Origin of the sequence: Gemella haemolysans (assembly GCF_028308085.1) — a bacterium.
Classification (GTDB): domain Bacteria; phylum Bacillota; class Bacilli; order Staphylococcales; family Gemellaceae; genus Gemella; species Gemella haemolysans_D.
Window position 1 is genome coordinate 1 of sequence record NZ_JAQMFS010000100.1, and the last position, 24,527, is coordinate 24,527.

The 24,527-nt window shown below is 34.4% G+C and carries 17 protein-coding genes; 2 read left to right on the forward strand and 15 right to left on the reverse strand.

Annotation, left to right across the window (positions count from 1 at the left end; translation table 11 throughout):
* Positions 1–258: 258 nt before the first annotated feature.
* The 6 genes from PNO30_RS08175 to PNO30_RS08200 all read right to left on the reverse strand — a co-directional run bounded on the left by PNO30_RS08175 (position 259) and on the right by PNO30_RS08200 (position 7,443).
* Positions 259–1,176 carry a 1-phosphofructokinase family hexose kinase gene (locus PNO30_RS08175; protein WP_271987960.1) on the reverse strand — a complete coding sequence of 306 codons (918 nt, stop codon included), beginning with the start codon at positions 1,174–1,176 and terminating at the stop codon, positions 259–261.
* Positions 1,177–1,178: 2 nt separating this feature from the next.
* Positions 1,179–1,934 (reverse strand): DeoR/GlpR family DNA-binding transcription regulator, encoded by a 756-nt coding sequence (locus PNO30_RS08180; RefSeq protein ID WP_271987962.1) that lies wholly within the window; start codon positions 1,932–1,934, stop codon positions 1,179–1,181.
* 493 nt (positions 1,935–2,427) lie between these two features.
* Positions 2,428–3,759: a hypothetical protein gene (locus PNO30_RS08185; RefSeq protein WP_271987964.1), complete on the reverse strand. Its 1,332-nt coding sequence runs from the start codon at positions 3,757–3,759 to the stop codon at positions 2,428–2,430.
* Positions 3,760–4,110: 351 nt separating this feature from the next.
* Positions 4,111–5,037: a nitronate monooxygenase gene (locus tag PNO30_RS08190; protein ID WP_271987965.1), complete on the reverse strand. Its 927-nt coding sequence runs from the start codon at positions 5,035–5,037 to the stop codon at positions 4,111–4,113.
* 60 nt (positions 5,038–5,097) lie between these two features.
* Positions 5,098–6,084, reverse strand: coding sequence for a YeiH family protein (locus tag PNO30_RS08195; protein ID WP_271987967.1), 987 nt, complete (start codon positions 6,082–6,084; stop codon positions 5,098–5,100).
* 177 nt (positions 6,085–6,261) lie between these two features.
* The gene (locus tag PNO30_RS08200) at positions 6,262–7,443 is read right to left on the reverse strand and encodes a hypothetical protein (RefSeq protein ID WP_271987969.1); all 1,182 of its coding nucleotides are present in this window, start codon (positions 7,441–7,443) and stop codon (positions 6,262–6,264) included.
* Between the two features lie 491 nt (positions 7,444–7,934).
* Here PNO30_RS08200 and PNO30_RS08205 point away from each other — a divergent pair, with 491 nt between their 5' ends.
* A complete protein-coding gene (locus PNO30_RS08205) occupies positions 7,935–14,219 on the forward strand; it encodes a ZmpA/ZmpB/ZmpC family metallo-endopeptidase (protein ID WP_271987971.1) in 6,285 nt (2,094 codons plus the stop codon).
* 164 nt (positions 14,220–14,383) lie between these two features.
* On the opposite strand, the gene PNO30_RS08210 is transcribed toward PNO30_RS08205, so the two are convergent.
* The 9 genes from PNO30_RS08210 to PNO30_RS08250 form a co-directional block, all read right to left on the reverse strand.
* Positions 14,384–15,133: a DeoR/GlpR family DNA-binding transcription regulator gene (locus PNO30_RS08210; RefSeq protein ID WP_271965674.1), complete on the reverse strand. Its 750-nt coding sequence runs from the start codon at positions 15,131–15,133 to the stop codon at positions 14,384–14,386.
* A 172-nt stretch (positions 15,134–15,305) separates the two neighbouring features.
* On the reverse strand, positions 15,306–15,899 hold the full coding sequence (locus PNO30_RS08215) for an RDD family protein (protein WP_271965672.1): 594 nt from the start codon (positions 15,897–15,899) through the stop codon (positions 15,306–15,308).
* Between the two features lie 7 nt (positions 15,900–15,906).
* Positions 15,907–16,626, reverse strand: coding sequence for a YebC/PmpR family DNA-binding transcriptional regulator (locus tag PNO30_RS08220; protein ID WP_271965671.1), 720 nt, complete (start codon positions 16,624–16,626; stop codon positions 15,907–15,909).
* A 336-nt stretch (positions 16,627–16,962) separates the two neighbouring features.
* Positions 16,963–17,298: a glycine cleavage system protein H gene (locus tag PNO30_RS08225; RefSeq protein WP_060914166.1), complete on the reverse strand. Its 336-nt coding sequence runs from the start codon at positions 17,296–17,298 to the stop codon at positions 16,963–16,965.
* 170 nt (positions 17,299–17,468) lie between these two features.
* The gene (locus PNO30_RS08230; RefSeq protein ID WP_271987973.1) at positions 17,469–18,491 is read right to left on the reverse strand and encodes a lipoate--protein ligase; all 1,023 of its coding nucleotides are present in this window, start codon (positions 18,489–18,491) and stop codon (positions 17,469–17,471) included.
* Positions 18,492–18,625: 134 nt separating this feature from the next.
* Complete coding sequence (locus PNO30_RS08235; RefSeq protein WP_271965669.1) at positions 18,626–19,798, reverse strand: NADH-dependent flavin oxidoreductase; 1,173 nt, start codon at positions 19,796–19,798, stop codon at positions 18,626–18,628.
* A 32-nt stretch (positions 19,799–19,830) separates the two neighbouring features.
* Positions 19,831–20,853, reverse strand: coding sequence for a lipoate--protein ligase (locus PNO30_RS08240; protein ID WP_048802443.1), 1,023 nt, complete (start codon positions 20,851–20,853; stop codon positions 19,831–19,833).
* Positions 20,854–20,938: 85 nt separating this feature from the next.
* Complete coding sequence (locus PNO30_RS08245) at positions 20,939–21,817, reverse strand: SIR2 family NAD-dependent protein deacylase (RefSeq protein WP_271965668.1); 879 nt, start codon at positions 21,815–21,817, stop codon at positions 20,939–20,941.
* Positions 21,817–22,809, reverse strand: coding sequence for an MsnO8 family LLM class oxidoreductase (locus PNO30_RS08250; protein WP_271965667.1), 993 nt, complete (start codon positions 22,807–22,809; stop codon positions 21,817–21,819). The genes PNO30_RS08245 and PNO30_RS08250 overlap by 1 nt, the downstream gene beginning before the upstream one ends.
* Before the next feature lie 376 nt (positions 22,810–23,185).
* Between PNO30_RS08250 and PNO30_RS08255 the strand changes: the two genes are divergently transcribed.
* The gene (locus tag PNO30_RS08255) at positions 23,186–24,364 is read left to right on the forward strand and encodes an NADH-dependent flavin oxidoreductase (protein WP_271965666.1); all 1,179 of its coding nucleotides are present in this window, start codon (positions 23,186–23,188) and stop codon (positions 24,362–24,364) included.
* Positions 24,365–24,527 lie beyond the last annotated feature (163 nt).

Consider the following 24,527-nt stretch of genomic DNA (forward strand, 5'->3'; position numbering starts at 1 on the left):
ATCAAAAACGAAATGGATGTCACCTGTACAATACAGGATAACATCCACATGTTTAAACTAAATATATATGTGTCCAGAATTTTGGGTACACATCAAACAAGATTTTGTAGAGTCACCCCCGCACAGTTTATTAGATATCTAAAAAGCTTTTTTAAAGCGACTTTAGATATCAATAAAACTGCGTCTATGAGGTATAATAAACACTTTTTAAAAATTTAGGACTTTTAGGTCATCTTCCACCATCAATCTGTCAAAATTTTATTTTAATTTTTTTACTTCGATTTGTGGCAATAATTCTTCTATTAACTCTTTACTTCCTACTCCTACTGAGAATGATGTTGCACCACCTGCAGCTGATGCATAACGTAGAGCCTCTTGGTAATCTTTTGTTTCGTTGTATTTCGCAACAAACATCGCAAGCATACTGTCTCCTGCCGCAACAGTAGACACTATCTTACCTTTAGCTACGTTAACTTCGAATACTTCCTTATTTTCTGTTAGTAGTAATGCTCCGTCTGCTCCACGTGAAACAAGTACGTTTTTCGCACCGCGATCTTGTAATTTTTCAGCGTATTGTAGTATTTCTTCGATACTATTTAAAGTTACACCGAACATTTCTCCAAGTTCGAATTCATTCGGTTTAACTACGAATGGTTTGTACTCTAGTGTGTCTAACACTAAGTCTTTATTACTATCTACTACTAATGTAGCACCTGATTCCGATACTTTCTTCGCAATAGCCTTAAAGTCATTTACACCCATTCCAGCGATAACATTACCAGATAAGAATACTACATCTTCCTCAGTCAGTACTTCTAATTTCGTAAAAAAGTCGCTAACGTTATCTAGGTTTACACTGCTACTTTGACCGTTAATTTCAGTCTCAGTTTCTGTAGTTAATTTCATGTTGATTCTAGTAGCTCCACTCGTTTCTACAAAATCGTGTTTTACACCTAGATTATCTAGTTCTGATTTAATAAAATATCCTGTGAATCCAGCAACAAACCCCCACGCTTTACTATCAACACCAACGTTGTTAAGTAAGATTGAGATATTAATTCCTTTTCCACCTACTACGTACTTCGCTTCTTGTGTTCTATTTAGTTTTCCAAGCGCGAAATTTTCCGCCGTTGTCAGCATATCAACAGCCGGATTTAAAGTAATTGTATAATACACTTTTAGTCCTCCTTTATACTTTTTACTTCTATTATATTTTTAAATTTCTTATATTCTTCTGGAACTTCATACGATACTATAATTATGTCATCTAGTTCGGCAAATTTTTGGAACTTTCTATGACCGAATTTCGATTTATCAGCGAGAATATATTTCTTCTTACTACCTTGTATCGCTGTTGTTTTTATAAAAGCTTCATTTTCTTCTGCGGTCGTCACACCAAAACTTTCATCTATTCCGTTACAGCCGACAAAACACATGTCAAAACTATATTTCTTTAGTTGTTCAACGGCTGAATATCCTATCACCGCCTGTGTAGAATGTTTCAGTGTTCCACCTAATATAATAGTATGTATTTTATTATTAATAAGCTTCGGTAAATGATATGTTGAATTAGTCACTACAGTTATCCTTCTATCTCGAAGGTGTTCAATCATTTCGTACGTCGATGTCCCTGCATCTAGATAAATCGTCTGTCCTGACTGAACAACATTATCACAAAGGTACTTCGCTACCGCTCTTTTCTCCTGCAGATACTCTTCACGTTTCGCTTCAACACTTTCTTCACTACCACGTGCCGCCGAGCGTTTCATCGCACCACCGTGAGTTCTATATAATAAATTTTTATCTTCTAGGTTTGTAAGATCGCGTCTTATCGTTGCTTCCGAAACATTACAATATTCCATCAACTCCTTTAGGTTTAGCGAACCTTTCTCATCTAACAAATCTAAAATTTTATTCCATCTTTCATTTACCAATTTCTCTTCTCTCCTAACTCCCATGATTATTATATCTAATATAATATAGCTATTCAATCAAAATCAAGCAAAAACACTCATAAATAATCAAAATAAACGATTAAAATGAGTGTTTTTATTTTTATATTTGATTGTTTTTCTAAATGATGAGCGATTTTCTGTTTTCAGAGTAATTTCTAAAAAGTTTTCATAAAACATAATCCGACATAGTTCAAATCGATTTTTGAAATTATCACCGAGGATTTTCCCCTGTGCAATGATGAGCGATTTAATATTATTATTCCGCTCAATCGATAATTAACTTTCAAAATTTCTGCAATTGAATTTTACTACTCGTGAGTATTATACTTTAGAGTAGTAAAATTATCAAAAAATGAAATAACCTTAGTTACGACTCTGAAGGTAGCTATATAATTAGAATCCCATAAAATACAAAAAGAGGTTCAAGTACTTCTACCTGAGCCTCTTAATTCTGATCTATTAGATAATTTTTTTATCTTCTTTTTTTGAATACAGCTTCGTCTTCTGCTTTATTCAGCTTTTGAAGTCTTCTGCTTCTAGCTCCACCTGCAACTTCTACTTTTACTTCTTGAGTCTCTTCTACTTGTGGTGCTTCTTCTACTACTGGAGCAACTTCCACTTGTGGCGTTACTTCTACTACTGGAGTAGTTTCTACTTGTGATGCTTCTTCTACATTTTGTTGCTCAACTACAACCTCTTCTTGTTTTACTTCTGGAGCTTGTTGAGTTTGTTGTTCTTGTACTCCAGCCGCATTAAAACCCTGATTTGGTTCTCCTTGCGGTACATTTGGATTTACATTTTGTTGTGGTTGACCCTGGAATCCTGGGTTTTGGTTCCCGTGCGGCGCATTTGGATTAAATCCTTGTTGTCCTTGTGGGTTAAACCCTTGTTGTGGTCGACCTTGGAATCCTGGATTTTGGTGTCCGTGTGGTACATTTGGATTAAATCCTTGTTGTCCTTGTGGGTTAAATCCTTGTTGTGGTTGACCTTGGAATCCTGGGTTAGGACGACCTTGCGGTGCATTTGGATTGAATCCTTGTTGTCCTTGTGGGTTAAATCCTTGTTGTGGTTGACCTTGGAATCCTGGGTTAGGACGGCCTTGCGGTGCATTTGGATTAAATCCTTGTTGCCCTTGTGGGTTAAATCCTTGATTCATTCCATTGTTAAAGTTCAGTTGATTTGGAATTGGATTTCCAAATTGATCATATTGAACTGGTTGCCCAAATGGATTTCCAAATTGACTATAATATTGTTGAGCTTGTGCTGTTTGTCTTAAGAAAAATTTAGCAAATTCACTATTAGAATTCGTTTCTACTGCATTAGATGGTAATGACATTAATACAAATAAGAAAACAATACAGTACACTGGAGTCAATAAATACACTGTGAAATAAGATAAAATATAATATAAAGCTATTAAAATAACAATTCCCCATGTAGCAAATCCTACGTCACGTAGTCTTCTTGAAAAACTTGCAGTTAGAGGTAAAATTAAAATAAGTCCAGCTATTAGTATAAATATACCGAACGCTAATCCTGTTTGAAAAGTAGAAACTCCATCACTAAATGCACTTCCACCTAATAAGTATCCAAAATCATTTGTTGATCTTCTTCCAATACCAGAAAATGAAGATAATACACCTTGGAACACTAAAACTGTTAATAAGATAAATCCTCCTAAAATACTTCCTACAGGGAACCAGTGACCTGTCACAGATGAATACCCTGTGAAGTCCACAAATCCTTTAAAGAAGTCTTTAAAAGAAGAACCATAAGTTACATGCTTATATCTTTGGTCTATCATAAAAACCCTCCTATAAAATAATTAAATAAATATATAACTATAATATAATAAACATTAATCATAGTCAATTGAAACATGGTTAAAGTATGTAAATTTTACTCTATTTTTCTTCTTTTTAAATTTTAAATTACAATTAATATTAAATTAATACATCCATTTGTATTATCACTTTTGAAAATAAAATAAATTACACTAAATATAACACTTATCTAAAAACTAAAATTTCATTTTAATTTATCTTATAACATCTTGATTACACCCTCTAAACACTACCACATACACTAAACTCATAATCAATTGTACATAAAAAAACAACTCAGGCTCTAAATTACCTAAGTTGTTCCTTTAATATTATATTTTTGCTCTTTGTAAAACTTCTCTTGCTTCTTCTACAGTTTCTTCTATAATGTTTTTAACTGGTCGAAGTTCACTCACTAATCCTGCGATTTGCCCTGCCATGACAGAACCATTTTCGACATCTCCGTCATAAACCGCTCTTCTTAGCGAACCTAGAGTTAATTCTTCCAACTCCATAAGCGTTGAAGATTTTCCTTCTAATTCATGATACCTTTTCGTAAGTTCGTTTTTAATACCACGAACAGGAGCTCCGAATTTTTCTCCTGTTAGTGTAGTCGATGTATCAACCGCTTCTAAGATCATGTTTTTATACTCTGTAGAGATCGGACATTCTTCAGAAGCTAAAAATACTGTTCCCATCTGAACTCCACTTGCTCCTAGACAATATGCAGCAGCCATACCTCGACCATCCGCGATTCCTCCAGCTGCTATAACGGGTATTTTCACCGCAGCAGTTACCTGTGGTAACAACGCCATTGTAGTACTAGTTCCTACGTGTCCTCCTGCTTCCATCCCTTCTACAACAACCGCATCACAACCTAATTCTTCCATTTTCACTGCAGCTTTTACAGAAGGAATTACTGGAATTACTTTTATCCCTGCCTCTTTTAAGCGTGGCATGTATTTTCTCGGAGTACCTGCACCTGTTGTAACGATTTTTACACCTTCTTCTATTACAACATCTATTATTTCATCAATATTGTGCATCATAAGCATAAGGTTAACACCGAAAGGTTTATCTGTAAGTTTTTTACATTGTTGAATTTCTTTACGAAGTTCTTCTGGACTTACTCCTCCTGAAGCTAAAATACCTAACGCCCCCGCATTCGATACCGCTGAAACAAGTTCATATCTAGCTATTTGAGCCATAGCGCCTTGAAACACCGGATACTTTATCCCTAATAATTTTGTAATTGTCATAATTGTTCTCCTCTTTGATATTATTTTTTTATTATCACTTAAACCTTCTTTAGTCTACTACTAAAAGATAAATCTAGCTACAAAGTAACAAACTACCATTAAAATAATAGACGATAAGAAACATGCCGTAAATACTCTCACACCACGTTCTTTAATAACTTTAAAGTTAACACTCATTCCTAAAGCAGCCATCGCCATACCTAAGAATACATACGCTGCATCTACGAAAAATGGAGCTAATGGTTTTAAGAAAGTAACATAACTTCCTAAAATACTCATAAAGATAAAACCTAGAATAAAGTACGGCATCGGAACTTTTCCTTTTGTTTCATCTTGAGTTTTTTTGTTAACTACAATCAATACACCCGCTACTACTATAAGCATAAGAACACGTGATAATTTAGTAAGAATCGCAGCATCAAGCGCCACTTGTCCACCTGCTCCTCCTGCCGCAACTGCATGAGCTATTTCATGAAGACTTCCTCCTGTAAATACTCCGTAGTTGTATGCATCAAGCCCCAGGTATGGTTGTAAAGTTACTTCTATTAAAGTAAATACTGTACCTAGTATCGCAACAACCGCAACCGCAAGTACGCTATTATCTGTTTTCGCTCGAAGTTGACCACTTACCCCCATGACTGCCGCAGCACCACAGATACCACAACCACATGAAGAAAGTAACGCAAGTTCATGATCCACCTTGAAAGCTCGACACATAAAGTAGGTTAAAGTTATCATAAATAAAACAATAAAGAACGCTACAATCAACGTCTTTTTACCTTCTGATAGAAGTCTATCCAACGCTAACTTAAACCCTAATAAAATTATTCCAAGTCGTAAGAATTTATTACTTATAAATGGAATATCCGCCTTAACCTGCTCTTTTAATCCTTTTGACGCTTGCAATGCCATACCGATAACAAGCGCAATCACCAAATGTCCAAATAATTTTAGCGCAGGCACTTGAGCAAGATATTTCGCTACTAACGAAATAACCAACATTATACCTAAGGTATAATAAAAATTAACACTCTTGAATCTTTCCATACGAGATTTCCCCTTTTGTATATTTATCTAAATAAAAACTATTTATAATTTAATTATACTATCTACATTACCTCTATTCAATACTTCACAGGATAAAATAAATATATATTAGATTCTAAAAAAAGACGCAACTCCGAGAGTTACGCCTTCTTAATTCAATCTGTTATTTTTTATTTACTACCCTAGCAATACGAATAAGTAGTGAGCTATAACTCCCGCTGCAAGACCACCTATTGTATGTGATACAATTGCTTTTGAAGATAATTTACGTACTCCAAGAGCATCCATCATACCGATGTGAGTACTTAAGTATCCACTCCAACACATACCCATCGCTGTGAATACCGCAACGTCATTTGCTCCAATTAATCCATTCTTCAAGAATTCTGGAACTAATGAGATTGCTCCTCCTACTGCTCCTAATGCTGTAATCGGGAAGGCAATTGCTTCTGCAGAATGGAATCCAAATAGTGGTTCTAGGATGAATGTTAGTTTCTCTCCTAACCAAGGTAAGAATCCAACACCTTCATATGCCGCACCTGTATATCCTCCGGCTGGCATTTTGAATGTTAACATCATTACGAAAGTACATACTATAAGTACACCCGGAATGATTGCTAGACCCATTTCAACCCCTGTTTTACCACCTTCTAAAACAGTATCTAGAACTCGTTGGAACATATTTCCATCACGTACTATTCTTACTTTATCTGGTCTATCATCACCTCCAGCTAATTCAATTGCTGGCTCATCCGCTTCATCACCATAGTATTTTTTTGTTTGTCTTAACATTAAACGAACACTTATAATACTACCTAGGATTGCTCCAACATTACCGATGATTGCTGCTTTAATAAATCCTTCTCCTTGCCCCATCATAAACATCGTTACGATAAGCCCCATACCAAAAGCTGTCCCTAAGTTACACAGGGCTGGTACTTGATATTTTTTAAAGAAAGAGGTAAATCTTTTATCTTTCGCAAATGGAATAATAGCTGGGTTATCTGATAGATATGTAGCTACCGCACCTGTAACACTCGCTCCAGGCATTCCCCAAAGTGGTTTCATAAGAGGTGCAAAAATCTTATTGATTAGTGCAATCGCACCGAACTCTGATAACAGCGCACTAATAGCACCTGCGATAACCGCCATTGCCATAATGAAAAATACTGTGTTAAGCAGTAAATCATGGGCTGTTGCCATCATCGTTTTAAACATAAGCGGTGTTCCCATTTTTCTAGCCATTAAACCAAATATTAGGAAGAATATAGCTAAGAAAACAAATGTCTCTAAGCTTATTGCTTTTTTAACCACTACATTTTTCTTACTTTTCTTTTTCTTGGTTGTATCTCCGTCCATAAAAATCATCCTTTCTGATTTTATTTTTAAATATTTATCCTTAAGTTTACATATTTCATACTGTACTAATACAACTTATATAAATATTATATCATAGATTCTTTACCCTTGCAACTATTTCAACAATTCCGAAACTATTTAAACTAAATTACTATTATAAAAATTTCAGAATAAAATAAATACACTTCAATTTAACCTTTTTACAACAGCGTTCGCAGAACATGTCTCCCCTAAATAATTTCTTAAAAAATAAAATTAATTATATTTATATTTTACCATTTACCATTCTTCAGTACTAGTACAGTTGTATTTTGGTGTTATATTTGTATTATTATCATATAAAAATCTAGTATTTTTATACTAAAATTGTTATCAAAATATAAAATTAATGCACTTTACATACTGTTTTTCGAGTTTGATTAATTGCTTTAAACTTGGTTTTTTGATAGAATTAAGATGTAACTAAAAAATATATAGGAGAAAATAATTTCATGCGATTGAAAAATGAAAATAATAATAAAATTTTAAAGTTTTCAATTAGAAAATTATCTCTTGGTGCAGCACCGGTCGTTATCGGGGCTTTATTTTTTGGAAGTCATGCACCAAGTGAAGCACTTGCCAACGAAAACAACACAAGTGTTAAATATACTTATCTAGCTGAAAATGAATTGACCGAAGCTGAGAAAACTTTAATTAAAAGAAGTATTCCGAATGATGTAAAAAACAACGAAACATACTACATGGTTTATAAAAAAGAAGCACAAACTTCCACTAAACCTACAGAATTAAAATCATTACCAAATACTGGACAAAGTTCACTTCCTGTAGCAGGACTTGGAATCGGTACCGCAGTATTAGTGGTTCTTTTAATGTCGAAAAAACACAGAAACAAAGTTCTTAGCGTTGTGTTAATCGGGGCTATGGGACAAAGTATCGTTATGCCTTACCAATCATTCGCCTTCGAAAACAAAGAATTAGTGCAATACAACACACAAACAACAGTTGCTGATTCTACAGATCTTGCGAGCGGTGTAATCAGCATCGATGGCTATCGCTATGTTGGATACTTTACTCTTAGCGATTTAGGCACTTTACCTCAAGCTGAACAAAAAGTTCTTCCAAAACCAACACAAACGGCAGTTGAACCAACACAACCTACTCCTGCTCCTGCAGTAGATCATAAAACAACTACTGATGAAGGACCTAAAGCACCAGTTGAAAATAAACCTGAACTTAAATCAACTACTGAAGTTGTTCCTTTCGAGACAATCGAACAACCTGATGCTACTCTACCAAAAGGGCAAACTAAAGTTGTTCAAGAAGGAGTTAACGGTGAGCAAATCGTATTTAGCGAAGTAACTACTGCCGATGGTAAACAATCTAGTAAAGTTATCAAAACTTCAATTACAAAACAACCTATAAACAAGGTTATCGCCATTGGAACTAAGGAAGAAGCCACTCCTCAACCTAAAACTCCAAAACCTGAGGAAACTAAACCTACTCCTCAGCCTGAAACTCCAAAACCTGAGGAAATTAAACCTACACCTCAGCCTGAAACTCCAAAACCTGAGGAAATTAAACCTACTCCTCAACCGGAAACTCCAAAACCTGAGGAAACTAAACCTACTCCTCAACCGGAAACTCCAAAACCTGTGGAGATAAAACCTACACCTCAGCCTGAAACTCCAAAACCTGTGGAGACAAAACCAGAAGAAAAAGTAGATAAAGCTGCACTAAAAGCTCAAATCGATAGAGCTATTGCTCTTATTCCTGCTGATTACTCTGCAGCAAGCTATAACGCTCTTAAACCAATTTTAGCAGCTGCGCAAAATGTCTACGCTTCAGATTCTGTAAAACAACCTGAAGTAGATAGTGAGACAGCTAAACTAAAAGCTGCTATTGACGCTCTTAATGTTGACAAAACGGACTTAAATAACACTATCGCCGATGCTAAATCAAAAACTAAAGAGCACTACAGCGATGCATCCTGGGCAAATCTACAAACTGTATTAGCTGAAGCTGAAAAAGTTACAAACAATCCAGCCGCAAAACAAAGTGAAGTTGATCACATTAATGAAAAACTTAAAGCTGCTATCGCAGGATTAAATACAGATAAGACTGAACTTGAAAAACAACTAGCAGATGCTAACTCTAAAACCGCTTCAGATTTCAGTCCTGAAACTTGGGCTGCATTAGAAGAAGCTAAAAAAGCAGCTCAAGCTATAGAAGATAACGCAGCTGCTACTCAAGCTCAAATCGATGAAACAGCTAAAAAACTAAAAGAAGCTATAGCTGCCTTAAATGTTGATAAAACAAAATTACAAGAACAAATAAAAGATGCAAAAACTAAACAAGAAGCTGACTACAGCCCTGAAACTTGGAATAAATTCAAAAACACCGAACTAAAAGCTAAAGAAATCAACGACCAAACTACTCCACTTCCTAAACAAAGTGAAATAGATGCAGCTACTAAAGCTCTTCAAGACGCTATTAAAGCTCTTGCCGTGGATAAAACTGCATTACAAAGCGCTATTAACTCAGCTAACAACAAACGTAAAGAAGAATACACTACTCAAACATGGAAAGCTTTAGAAGAAGCCCTTGCAGCAGCAAACCCTGTAAATGCAGATGAAGCTACTACTCAAAGCAAAGTGAATGCAGCTACTGAAAAATTAGAACAAGCTATCAAAAACTTAGTTCCATTAACTGAGAAACCAATACTAAAATTTGTAAATACTGACAAGAAAGTATTAGATAAAGAAGTAGTTGCTAAGTATTCTCTAGAAAATCCAACTAAGACAAAAATTAAATCAATCACAGCTACTCTGAAAAAAGATGGAGCAGTTGTTAAAACTATTGATTTATCAGAAAACAACTTAGATGCATTATTAGATAATCTAAAATACTTCCAAAAATATACTCTATCTACTACTATGGTTTACGATAGAGGTAACGGTGAAGAAACTGAAACTTTAGAAGATCAACCAATTCAATTAGATCTTAAAAAAGTTGAAATTAAAAACATTAAAGAAACAAGCTTAATAAGTGTTGATCCTGAAGGTAACGAAACTGATAGCAGTTTCTTATCATCTGTTCCAGGTGATGTAACTCCATATTACTTAAAAGTTACAACTCACGACAATAAAGTAACAAGACTTTCTGTTGATAAGATTGAAGAAGTTACTGTAGAAGGCAAAACTCTATACAAAGTTACTGCAACAGCACCTGATTTAGTCCAACGTAACGGTGAAAATAAACTTAGCGAGACATATACTCACTACTTCGCTAAACCAAAAGCTCATGAAGGCGATGTATACTATGACTTCAATGAACTTGTTAAAGCTATGCAAACTAATCCCACTGGTACATTTAAACTTGGTAGCGATATGAATGCAGCGAACGTTAACCCAGCTGGAAAATCATATGTAACTAGCTTATTCAAAGGTACATTAACAAGTACAGATGGCAACAAATTCGCAATTCACAATATTTCTAGACCTCTATTCTCTAATATCGAGGGTGGTACAGTTAAAAACTTACTACTTGAAAATGTTAATATTAATATGCCTGAAACTGACAAAGTTGCTCCATTAGCTAATACTGTTAAGAAAGCAACTATCGAAAACATTAAAGTAACTGGTAATGTAACTGGTGCTAATGATGTAACTGGTATGGTTAACAAAATGGATGAAGCAGACATGACTAACGTTGCATTCATCGGTAAAATCCATATCCAAGGTAATAAAAACTGGTGGGCTGGTGGACTTGTAAGTGAAAGCTGGAGAAGTAACACAGACAATTCTTATGTTGAAGCTGATATTACAGGTAATAAAGCTAAAGTCGGTGGACTTGTTGCCAAATTAAACCACGGTGGAGATCCTAATGATGTTGGTAAACGTGGTCGCCTGAAAAACTCTGTTGCCAAAGGAACAATCGATCTTAAAGAACCAGTAGAAACGGGTGGACTACTTCACTCTAACTGGTCATGGGGACTTGTTGAAAACAACGTAACTATGATGAAAGTTAAAAACGGTGGAGAAATCCTTTACGGTTCAAAAGATATTCAAGAAGATGATTATTTCGGTGCTAACTGGGTTAAAAACGATAACGTTACAGTTAACGATGTGAGTGAAGGTGCAAAATCTTATCCACGTTCTAACAAATGGAAAGGTGTTTCTCAAGAAGAAGCTAATGCGAAAATCGCTAAGATGGGAATTACCGCTCATGAATTCACAAGCACAAAAACTGTCGAAGACAAACTTAATAACATTGTAAATAAAGATGATCAATACAAAAACATCGATGACTACGATGCATCTCGCGAACTTGCTTATCGCAACATCGAAAAACTTCAACCATTCTACAATAAAGAGTGGATCGTTAACCAAGGTAACAAGATTCCAGCTGGATCAAACTTACTAACTAAAAAAGTATTATCTGTTACTGCGATGAAAGATAATGAATTCGTAACTGAACTTGGCGATGCCAACCGCATTATCGTTCACTACGCTGATAAGACAAAAGAAATCTTTAACATCTCACCTAAAGAATCTCAAGTGAAACAAGTTAAAGAATACAGCATCGCTGAACTTGGAGAAATAGTTTACACTCCTAACATCGTTGATAAAGAGCGTAGCGATTTAATCAGTGCTATCGAAAGTAAATTAAGTCCAGTAGAATTACAATCTGATCCTGTTTATCAACTCTTAGGAAGAACAGGTGGTAACAAAGTAAATGCAATTAAGGATCTTTACTTAGAAGAAAGCTTCAAGTACGTTAAAGATAACCTTAATAAATTCGTTACTAAGTTAGTTCAAAATGAAGACCATCAACTAAATACTGATGAAGCTGCTAAACGTGCATTAATTAAGAAAATTGATGACAATAAAGCTGCTGTTCTTCTTGGATTATCTTACCTAAACCGTTATTACGGAGTTAAATTCGATGACTTTAACATTAAAGAGTTAATGTTATTCAAACCTGATTTCTACGGTAAGAATGTTAATGTGTTAGACTTCTTGATTAAGATTGGTTCTAAAGAAAGTAACATTAAAGGTGATAGAACTTTAGAAGCTTATCGCGAAGCTATCGGTGGAGTTATCGGTATAGGCGAGTTAAACAGTTTCTTAGACTATAATATGCGTCTATTAACAAGTGATACAGACTTAAACGATTGGTTCATAAAAGCTACTAAAGATAATGTATATATCGTTGAACCAAAAACAACAACTCCTGAATTTGCTGATAAGAAACACAGAGCATACGAAGGATTAAATAATGATGTTCACGGTAAGATGATTCTTCCTCTATTAAACTTAAAAGATGCCCACATGTTCTTAATCTCAACATATAACACTATGGCTTACAGTTCATTTGAAAAATATGGTAAGAATACTGCAGCAGAACGTGAAGCATTCAAGAAAGAAATCGATAAAGTAGCAAAAGGTCAACAAAATTATCTAGACTTCTGGTCTCGTCTATCATTAGATAAAGTTCGTAATCAACTGCTTAAGAGCAACAACATGGTACCAACACCAGTACTAGATAACCAAAATTACAAGGGAATCAGCACAGATAAATATGGACACACTAATAGTGGTAAAGACGTAGCACCTATCCGTGAATTATACGGACCAACAGGACGTTATCATGCAACTGACTGGCGTATGGGAGCTGTAGCTCGTATTTACGGTAACCCTTATAAAGATGACTCTGTATTCTTCATGGTTACTGATATGATTAGTGATTTCGGTATCTCAGCCTTCACTCACGAAACAACTCACGTAAATGACCGTATGGTATACTTAGGTGGTTCTAGACACCGTGAAGGAACTGACTTAGAGGCATTCGCACAAGGTATGTTACAATCACCTGCTGAATCAAGTCCAAACGGTGACTTTAAAGCATTAGGATTAAATATGGCATACGAACGTCCAAACGACGGAAACCAATGGTATAACACAAATCCAAACGACCTTACTTCTCGCGCTGAAATCGATAATTACATGAAAGGTTTCAACGACACATTAATGCTTCTTGATTACCTTGAAGGAGAAGCCGTAATTGATAAACACAGTAAAGAACTAAATAACGCTTGGTTCAAGAAAGTAGCTAAAAAATTACGTGGAGCTAATACTAAGAACCAATACGATGAGGTTAGAGATCTTAACGAAGAAGAAAAAGGATATGAGTTAAACTCTGTTAATGACTTAGTAGACAAAAACTTCATGACTAAACACGGTCCAGGTAATGCTATCTATGATCCAACTGGATTTGGAACTGCCTACGTGACTGTACCTATTACTGCTGGTATCTACGGAGGTAACACAAGTGAAGGTGCTCCTGGATCTATGTCATTCAAACATAACACATTCAGAATGTGGGGTTACTATGGATATGAAAAAGGATTCTTAAACTACGCTTCAAATATGTTAAAAGCTGAATCTAAAAAAGCTGGTAATGCTACATTAGGTGATGACTTCATCATCAAGAAAGTTTCTGATAACAAATTCAGTACTTTAGAAGAATGGAAAAAAGAATACTTCAGAGAAGTTGTTGAGAAAGCTAAAGCAGGATTTAACCCTGTTACAATCGATGGTACTACTTATAGTAGTTATGACGATTTAAAACAAGCATTCTCTGCTGCCGTTGATAAAGATAAAGCGACTCTTAAAAATGGATCAGTTAAATTTGATAATACTGTATCACTTAAAGAGAAATTATTCAAAAAACTTCTTCAACAAACAAACAGCTTTAAAACTTCTATCTTCAAATAATAATTCAAACAACAAAAACCTAGGTTTAGAAATTTCTAAATCTAGGTTTTTTGATGTTTTTAGAATGTTTTTTGTAAAGTAAGATGTATGTTGGAATTACGTAAACCTCATAACTTAAGATAAAAAAATTCAGGACCGAAAACTTAGCCCTGAATTATATTTTTTTATATTATAGCTACTTCTTTTTTATATTGTTCTTTGATATTTTCATCAAGAACATCATCACTGATAATTGCTGTAAGATCTTTTAGTTGAAAAAATGTGTAAAATGCATGTGTTGAAAACTTGCTGTGGTCTGCAAGGACATAACGCTCAGTCGCATTATTAAGAATCGTTTCATTACAACGTCCTTCTTCTTCATCAGAGATAGTAACCTTCTCTAAATCTATACCATTCACCCCAACAAACGCCTTATTTACACTTATTTTACTAAGTGCATCTTGTGTAAAATATCCAATAAACCCTTTTGTTTTTTGACGGTATCTTCCTCCGATAAAAATAAGATCACAAGACGGATTGTCTTTAAACTGTTCGAATACTGTTAATGAATTCGTCACAATATTAATATCTCTATCTTGAAGATACTCCGCTAAGTAACTCGTAGTACTACCTGGTCCTATAAAAATAGTCTCATTATCTTTTATAAGCTCTGATACTTTTCTGGCGATTTGTTTTTTCTCTTCAACATTTACAGATATTTTCTTGTTGTAATTATCCTCTTGATAGAAATTTTTCGGTTTTAATTTTGCTCCACCATGTATTCTAGTAAGGTGCCCATAATCTTCTAACTCTTGCAAATCACGGCGAATCGTCATCTCAGTAACTTTCATATCATTCGCTAAATTACTAACACGTACCAAATGTTTGTTTTTCAATTCATTTAAGATATAACTATGTCTGTCTATTTTTAACATTTTTTCTCCACTCTAAAATAATAAATTTAACATTTATATTTTAACACTTTTTTCGAAAATATAAAACAGAAAACATAAAAGAACTATCAAAACGAACGTTAAATCTAACATAAAACAAAAAAACTAGCTGCTTTTAGACTATATTAGCCCTCAAGCAACTAGTTCTTATTCATTATTTTTCTTTATCTTCTTTTTCTTTAACCACTTTTGGTTGTTCTGTTGCTGCGACAACTCGCATATTTAGAAGTCTATCGTATAGCATTATCGACTCTTTGCGCTTAAGCACATATGTTTCATATAACCAAAATAGCGCTGAAACTGGTACTGCAGCCCAACCGATTGTAACTTTAACTAGGAATTCTCTAATTAAATATCTAGAAAATTCGATTTTCTTGTTATCTGTAGGCACTATTCTCACTTTAAGAAGTTTTTTTCCTATAGTTTGACCTTGCCATTTATGCGGTAGGTATCCATATAAAAGAATTGCGAAAATAACTATTGAAAGTGTCATATATAATGCATTTCTTTCGTTTTCCGCTCCACCTTGTGCACGTAAGTTCACAGTAGTATATTGGAAAATAATCGCTATTGGTAAGTAAATACCTAAGTCAATCAAATACGCAATTAAACGTCTTATAGGCGAAGCTTCTTCACCGTGTACATCTAATAATGGTTCAGCTGTTGGTGCTGAAATATCATTTAAAGTTGGTTTTATATTTCTATCATTATAGCTATATGAACTATTTTTTTTAATTTTCTTAACCATAGTTCACCTAGGCTTCTAAGTCAACGTTGTGGTATACTTGTTGAACATCTTCACAATCGTCAAGCATTTCTAACATTCTTTCGAATTTAGCTTTATCTTCTTCGCTTAATGTTACTTCGTTTTGAGGAATCATTGAAATTTCAGCAACTTCAAATTCTTCGATTCCAGCTACTTTAAGAGCTTCTTGGATTTCGTGGAAGTTTTCTGGTTCACCATATACTAATGTTAACTCATCTTCTTCAAGAATATCACGAGCATCAATATCAGCTTCCATAAGAATTTCTAATAATTCATCTGCACTCTTACCTTCAACACCGATAACTGCAGTGTTGTCGAACATGTAGTTAACAGAACCAGTAACACCTAAGTTACCTCCGTTTTTACCTAATGCTGTACGCACTTCAGCAGCTGTACGGTTAACGTTGTTTGTAAGTGTATCGATAATAACCATAGTTCCACTTACACCGAAACCTTCATAACGTAATTCATCGTAGTTTTCTTCACTTCCACCTTTTGCTTTTTCAATAGCACGGTCAATAATGTTTTTAGGAACACGGTAAGTTTTCGCTCTTTCTAATACTACTTTTAGATTTCTGTTGCTTTCTGGATCTGGTTCTCCACTTTTTGCCGCTTGGTAAATTTCACGTCCAAACTTAGCATAAATCTTACTAGTGTTAGCGTCTTTTGCCGCTTTTTTTTCTTTAATATTATTCCATTTACGACCCATAGTCTTTTAATCTCTCTTTCTTTTTATAAATATTTTCCATTTTAGTAAAACTTCCTCGCTACAATATAGCCAGAAAGTTATTACATACCACTCTATATTACTATATTTAACTTATTTTTTCAAGCACTGACTAAGCTTTTTCACCTATCTTCTTATTAATTTACTTTGGGAATTTACCATCTTCTTATTAACTCATTTTCTAAAATTTAATTTCTAATACGTACTACCTAATATCTATTTCAAAAGGTTATATCGAGACTCATATTTACCGAAACAAAAAAGATTCGAAGTATAAGGAAACCCTCATACTTCGAATCTATTGTATAACCAAAGTTATTATTTGTAATCTGGTAATTTGTTAAATTCAGCTTCATCAACGTTTGTTAATTTAACGATCCAAGATTCTTTTGGATCAGCTGAGTTTAATACAGTTGGCTCTTCTTCAGCTTTTTTGTTGTATTCTACTACATCACCAGCTAATGGTGCGTTAACGTCTAATACAGTTTTTGATGCTTCTAAACGTAAAATAACATCATCTTTTGCTAATTTTTCATTTTTTGAAAATTCTACGAATCCTACAGTACCAACGTCATCTTGTAATTCAGCTGTTGGTCCAACAATATAAACTCCTTCGTTTTTTTCAATCCATAAAGCTTTTGCTAATTTTTTCATTTTACAACCTCTTTCTTTATTTTATAATTTTTTCTAAGTATCGCTGACCTTATTTCATCATCGATTTTTACTCGAAAGATACATTATACATTTTATAAAATTTAAAATCAACTAAAATATAAAAAAAGTGATATTGATTTTCAATTAGTTTAATATATTAAACCATTCTCTTAACTCAATATCAAATCTACAAATTCTTGTGCTTCTACTTTTCCAAAATAATGAGCTAAATCTATACTTTCTAATACTTCTAGCAAGTCTTCTTCTTTTACCCTTACTCCGATTAGTTTCTCCTCGACATCACCGACATTACCTTTTCCGAAAAAATCACCATAAATCTTAGCTTTTATAATTCGTCCTGCTTCTACTTCCAGATTAAACTCAACAGTTCCTACCCCTAGTCGTGCATCTCTATTATAGTTATAACGTGGTGATTTCCCGTAGTTCCAGTCCCAGTTTTGATATTTCTTAGCGAGTAATTCGTCAATCGCTTGCCAATCGTCTTTTGTCAGTTCATAGCGTTTTATATCTTCAAGATTTTCACACCCAAACAAGCGACATAAGTATAAGTCTTTGAACTCTACTACAGATAAATTTCTATATTCTTCATCTAAATATTCTCTAAGACCTGTAACTCTACTTCTTACCGAATCTATACCTTTCGACTCAATTTTCTTACGATTAGGTGTTAGTACATTGACCATAGCTTCATAGTTAACATCTAAAAGCAGAGTGTATCCTCCATAAATCTTACCATTAACAAGAGTCATCGCAGCTCCACTTACTTTCTTCCCATCAACAACAAGGTCGTTTCGTCCTGTTTGTTCTACCTTACTCACACCAAGATCATATAATATATTTACCGCAGGTTCATAGAATTTTTTGAAGTTACCATAAACATTACTATCACCATTCATAATAAGGCAAATATTCACAGCTCCTTCATCCAAAAACACTGTTCCCCCTCCTGTATCACGTCTAACAAGAGTGATTCCGTGAGCTTTCATGTACTCATGGTTAATCTCTTTTTCGGCATTTTGGAAAAGACCAATCTGTACCTTTGGTTTGCAACAATAAGGAAATATTATATCCTCGTCCAAATTCAACTTATTAAGCACATGAACCTGTATCGCTAAAGCTACTGCCCCATCGTAAATATATTGTCCATTTCTTATCGGCTCTATTAAATACATAAGCACTCCTCATTTTTTCATACTACAACATAAACAGCTACTATTATTCAAGTTCAACTTATAATAGTAGCCGCTTCGCCTTAATAGTCTGCTATTAATATAATTAATCCTCTCTATAAATCATAACAGACTTCTTAATAATTTTCTTCTAATTTTCTAAATTCATCTCTCGTATGTTGTGGCAAACTCTTACCATAGTCCATCATAAGCACAATGTCTTTAAATGCAGCTTTCGGAATCGCTAGTCTTTCGATATCTTCCACACCTACATCCAGATTAATGTCTTCTTCACGATTTTCTTGGAATTTAGCTACAAAGTCCGGTTCAGCAACAAAAACACTAGATAAACCTACCATCTCAGCGTGCATAATAGCTTCACGGCTTTTTTCTATACTATTAATTCCACCAGTCGCCATCAAAGGAACACGCCCTGCAAGATGTTCATGAACTACTTCATTTATCAAACGACCTTCATTAGGTCCTTCAGCACGAACTTTATTTTGATAAATATTTTGCCCCCAACTCGCTATCGCAATGTAAGACAACGGCACTCTTTCTAGTATCCAATCTGTAAGTTGATTGAATTCTTCAACAGTATAACCAATTATCGCACCACGTGTTTCTTCCGGGGTTGCTCTATATCCTAGAATAAAATCCTCAGGTGCTTCATCTTTTATAACTTCATACACCACTTCAAAAACTTCGAGTATAAATCTAGCTCTATTTTCTAATGAATCTACACCATATTCATCATGGCGTTTATTCGATACCGTTGAGAAAAACGTCTGTAGCATTAGCTTTTGTGCGGTTGATATTTCTATCCCTGCAAAGCCTGCGCGTATCGCTCTTCTCGTAGCATCTTTGTATTTTTGTTTAATCTCATCTATCATCTCATGAGACAGCTCTTCTACCTCATGTTCAAAGGGAAGGTGCAACTTCAACTTACTTGGACCATAAACCTTATGATTTACCCCGTAGTAATTGGCACCTGCTCCTGAATAAGTCAGTTGCAAAATAGCCTTTGCTCCTGCATCTTGCATAGCGTCCGACATCTTAGTAAGCCCTGGTATACAGCTATCATCATGTGCGCCGAAGCCAAACTCGAACAATTGCCCATCAACATCGACATAAGCCGCCCCTGTTACCTGTAATGGGGCTGACTTAGCTCGTCTTAACGCATAATCTAAGTCTTCTTTTGTGATAATTCCATCTTTTGTAGAAGAATTAGTCGTCATCGGCGACAGCACAAACCTATTTTCTAACTGAACACCATTTGCTAGTTTTATGGGAGTTAATAATTTTTCCATAAACTCACACCTCTTTTACATAGTTTGTAAAACTAGCTTAAGATTAAGTCTACTAATTCTTTCGCTTCTACGTTTCCGAAATAGAATGCTAAATCAATACTTCCTAATGCTTCAAGTAAGTCTTCTTCTTTTACCCTTACTCCGATAAGTTTTTCTTCTACATCGCGTACGTTACCTTTACCGAAGAAGTCTCCGTAGATTTTCGCTTTTGTAATGCGTCCTTCTTCAACTTCTAAACTGAAATCAACTGTTCCGATTGCAAGGTGAGCATCACGGTTGTAGTTATAACGTGGTGATTTTCCGTAGTTCCAATCCCAGTTACGGTATTTTTCATCTGCTAATTTCTCAATTGCAGCCCAGTCTTCATCAGTAAGTTCATATCTTTTCGCATCTTTGATGTCTTCGATTCCCATTAATCCACAGATGATTAAGTTTTTGAATTCATCGATTGTTACGTTTTGGTATTCAGGTTTTAATAGTTCACGCATACCCATTACACGCGCTCTTACCGATTCTATACCTTTTGATTCAATTTTTTTACGGTTTGGTGTTAAGGCATTAACCATCGCTTCATAGTTTACATCTAAAAGTAATGAATATCCTCCGTAGATTTTACCACGTACTAATGTCATCGCAGCTCCACTTACTTTTTTACCACGAGCAGTTAAGTCATTACGCCCTCTTTGTTCTACTTCTGTAGCTCCTAAGCTGTGAAGTACATCTACTGCTGGTTGATAGAATTTTTTGTAGTTTCCGTACACATCAGTATCCCCAGGCATTAAGAAACATACGTTAACAGCACCGTTATCAACGTACACAGCTCCACCACCTGTATCACGACGAACTAGGATAATATCTTTTTCTTTCATATATTCATGGTTTACCTCAGTTTCAGCATTTTGGAATAATCCGATTTCTACTTTTGGTTCACAGTAATATGGGAAGATTACAGTTTCATCGATATCGATGTTGTTAAGTACGTAAACTTGCATCGCCATTACTAGCGCTCCATCTGGTAAATATTTTCCGTTTCTAATTGGTTCTATTAAATACATAATTTATTCTCCTTTATTTATTAATTTTTTTAAATGTATTTTTTAGCTAATATAATTTTATTTAAAGAGTAGTTTGTAACTTTTCTCAGCAATTTTTCTTCAACAACTCTTCAACATCTAGCGTTAACTCTTTACTATTCTGGTTAAACCATAACACCCTTGAAGCTATTCTTTCAGGGAATTGGTATTTCTTCTGATTCATAGTAATCATCAACGCTTTTTGATTTTTATCTAACTCTCTATAAAATGGATATTTTATAAACTGAGGTGTCGTAAATCCTACTCCTATTTCTATAAATAATGTTTTCTTATCACGATTTTTTTCTAAAAATTCATTGTACTTATCTAGATGTTCGAAAAAGATTGAATCTTCTACCATTCCCTTTTCAGCGTTACGTTTATTAACTTCAAGTGGCGCACCACATTCCGGACATAATGGAATAGACCTGTAGTCAACTTCCATATTTTCTTGCTCAACAGCTAATCTACGCATTAAAGCTTCATCTTGATATGTCTTCGCATGGCAATGTTTACTGCACTGCATAAGCCCATACTTCCCTTGAATATGGAAGACCTTATCCATATCGTAACCAGCAACATCGAAGGCATTATCCGCATTTGTCGTAATAATGTGATAATTTTTATCCTTTAGAATGTTTTTTAAGGCTGAGTAACTCGCTCCGACAGGTTGATCAAAGTAATTTAATAAGACAAAACGACTTTGAAATGCCCAATATTCTTGTGAACTAGGAAAATCAAATAGACTCGCCTGTAACATATCTAAAAACTTATATTTTTCCACAAAGTCTTTGAAATTACTCGTAAATCTCTCTCCTATGTAGGTGAATCCATCCGCAGCTGACATTCCTGCTCCTATTCCTATGACTATCGCCTCAGCTTCTTCTATTAACTGCGCTAATTTTTCGGCATTGTTTTCTTCTAACTCTATCGCCTTCCAAGTCATTAATTTTTCCCCTCTTTTTCCATTAGCTCTTTTGCTAAAATCTCAATAATATTTTTTCTTCTTTCTATAGTTGGTACTAAAGGTATACACATAAGTTCTTTTAACTCTAATTCTGTTGCTAAATCTCTAAGTTTTTCTACTACAACATCCTTTGTACCCCAAACTAAACGTGTTCTATTCTTTTCTACTTTTTCTTTATCAATTTCAGCAATTTCATACTCTTTTGCTGTATTTATACTAGGGAATCTATCAAATTCTGTAAATTCTTTCTTACCAAGAAGCCATACATCTAAACAACGTACTAAGTTTTTTGCCTCTTGCTCATCTTCCCCTATCGCAATAAACACGGCAACCACGTCTTGTGGTGTTTTTTGTTGTTCAAGCATCTTTGTACGATAAGTTTGTAAACATCTTTTTGCTGTTTCTATATAGTCTACAGCTTGATTAAAGAATAGACCATATACATAGTTTTGACCTAACTCTGCAGCTAGATTCGCACTTTTCTCACTAGTTGATAGTAGCCACATTGGACAAACCTTTGCTTCTGGTGGTTGCACTAATATTTCATTTCCCGTAAGAAGCTCCAGCAATTTCGTACAACTTTCATTGTATTCATCTCGTGTTATCGGTGTAGTATCCATCAGTTTTTGAACTACTTTAGTTCCAGGATTATTACCTATCCCTAGATTCACCCTATTTGGATACAAAGCACTAAGAAGTTTTATCCATTCGCTAATTTTATATGGTGTATAATGAGGAATCATTATTCCACCTGAACCTATTTGTATTTTTTCTGTATTTTGCAAAAGGTGCAACATAAGTAGTTCTGGGCTACTGCTCGCAAGCGCTGGTACTTGATGATGTTCAGCCATCCAAAAACGACTATAACCTAGTTTTTCAGCTAAACGAGCTAATTCTGTACTCTCTTCTATAGCTTCTAATGCAGTTTTCCCTTCATCCACAATAGCATAATCTAAAATACTAAGTTTCATAGTATTATCCTCTTATATTTTATCTTATTTTATATAACTTCAAATATCTATTTTCTTCTTTTTAGTATTTTATTTCACACTCTTCAATTTATTTTTACCTTTTTATATACTTAATAATCTGATATAATAAATTATAAGAAAACCTTTTCTGAAATTACGAACTTATTATATCATATTTTCAGCAAAAGTACACATACCTAGCACCACTACTTTAAATTTTTTATAAAAAAATTATGGTAACTTAATCTACTGAATCTACCTTTAATTTACATAATTTTAGATAATATCAGCAGTTTATTTTCTATATTATTTTTTATTGTTGTACATTTTCTGGTATAGTTGTATGTTATTTACATTACTTAAAGAGGTATTTTTTATGGAATCAAAATTATTAACACCTGTTAAATTGGCTAATGGAATAGAACTTGAGAATCGCTTTGTCCTTTCTCCGATGACTACAAACTCATCTACCGCAGAGGGCTTCATTACAGAAGAAGATCTTCTTTACGCTAAAAGACGAAAAAATACAGCCCCCTTACAAATTACCGGTGCAGCCTATATAAATCTTGAAGGACAACTTTTTGAATATGGTTTTAGCGTTCATGATGATGCATGTATTCCAGGTTTAACAAAAATGGCGAAAGCTATGCAGTCTGGTGGAGCAAAAGCTATCTTACAACTCACTCACGCAGGCCGTTTCGCTAATCACTATGTTACTACTAACAAATGTGCAGTTGGTCCTAGTTATATGAAACTAAACTCACCTGTAGAACACATCGTTCATCCTCTGTCTATAGAAGATATACAAAAAATAAAAGAAGATTATAAACGTGCAGCAAGTCGTGCTATCGCAGCTGGTTTTGATGGTATCGAAATATCTAGTGCTCAACGTCTTTTACTACAAACATTCTTTTCTACCTTCTCAAACGAACGCCACGATGAATACGGAGTAGATACACTAGAAAATCGCTCACGTTTTATCCTTGAAGTTTTTGAAGAAGTTTACGAAGTAATAAAAAAAGAAGCTCCGGCAGATTTTATCTTCGGTTATCGTGCAACCCCTGAAGAAACTCGTGGTGAAGAAGTTGGTTATACTGTAGAAGAATTTAATCAACTTACCGACTGGTTATTAGAAAGAGTTCCACTATCATACATGGCAATCGCAAGCTGGGGACAAAATATTTATCTAAATACAGTACGAGCAGAAGGCCCACATCATGGAAGACTTATTAACGAAGTAGTCTATGAACACTTAAATGGAAGAATACCATTAATCGCATCAGGTGGTATCAACACTGTAGAAAAATGCGAAGCTGCAATTTTACATGCTGATATGATTGGTTTATCTTCTCCTTTTGTCGCAGAGCCAGATTTTGTTGAAAAACTAAAATCAAATCATATGGAAGATATAAATCTAAATGTTGGAGTTGAAGATATAGATCGCTTAGCTATTCCAAAAGCTGCATTTAAAGACATCGTTCTTATGATGGATTACGGACGTTCACTCCCGCAACACACTAGGGATGAATTTAGAAAATTAGAAGAAAATTATTAAATTATATAAGTTAGAAGAATCTCAGAGATTAAGATTTTAAAACTCTTGTTTTGGGGTTCTTTTTTTTTATTAACATCACTATGTGTTGTAATAATTCTGTAGTCTTCTATATAATTTCACTAAAATACATAAGTTTTCTAGTATTCTTTTTTTATTACTTTTT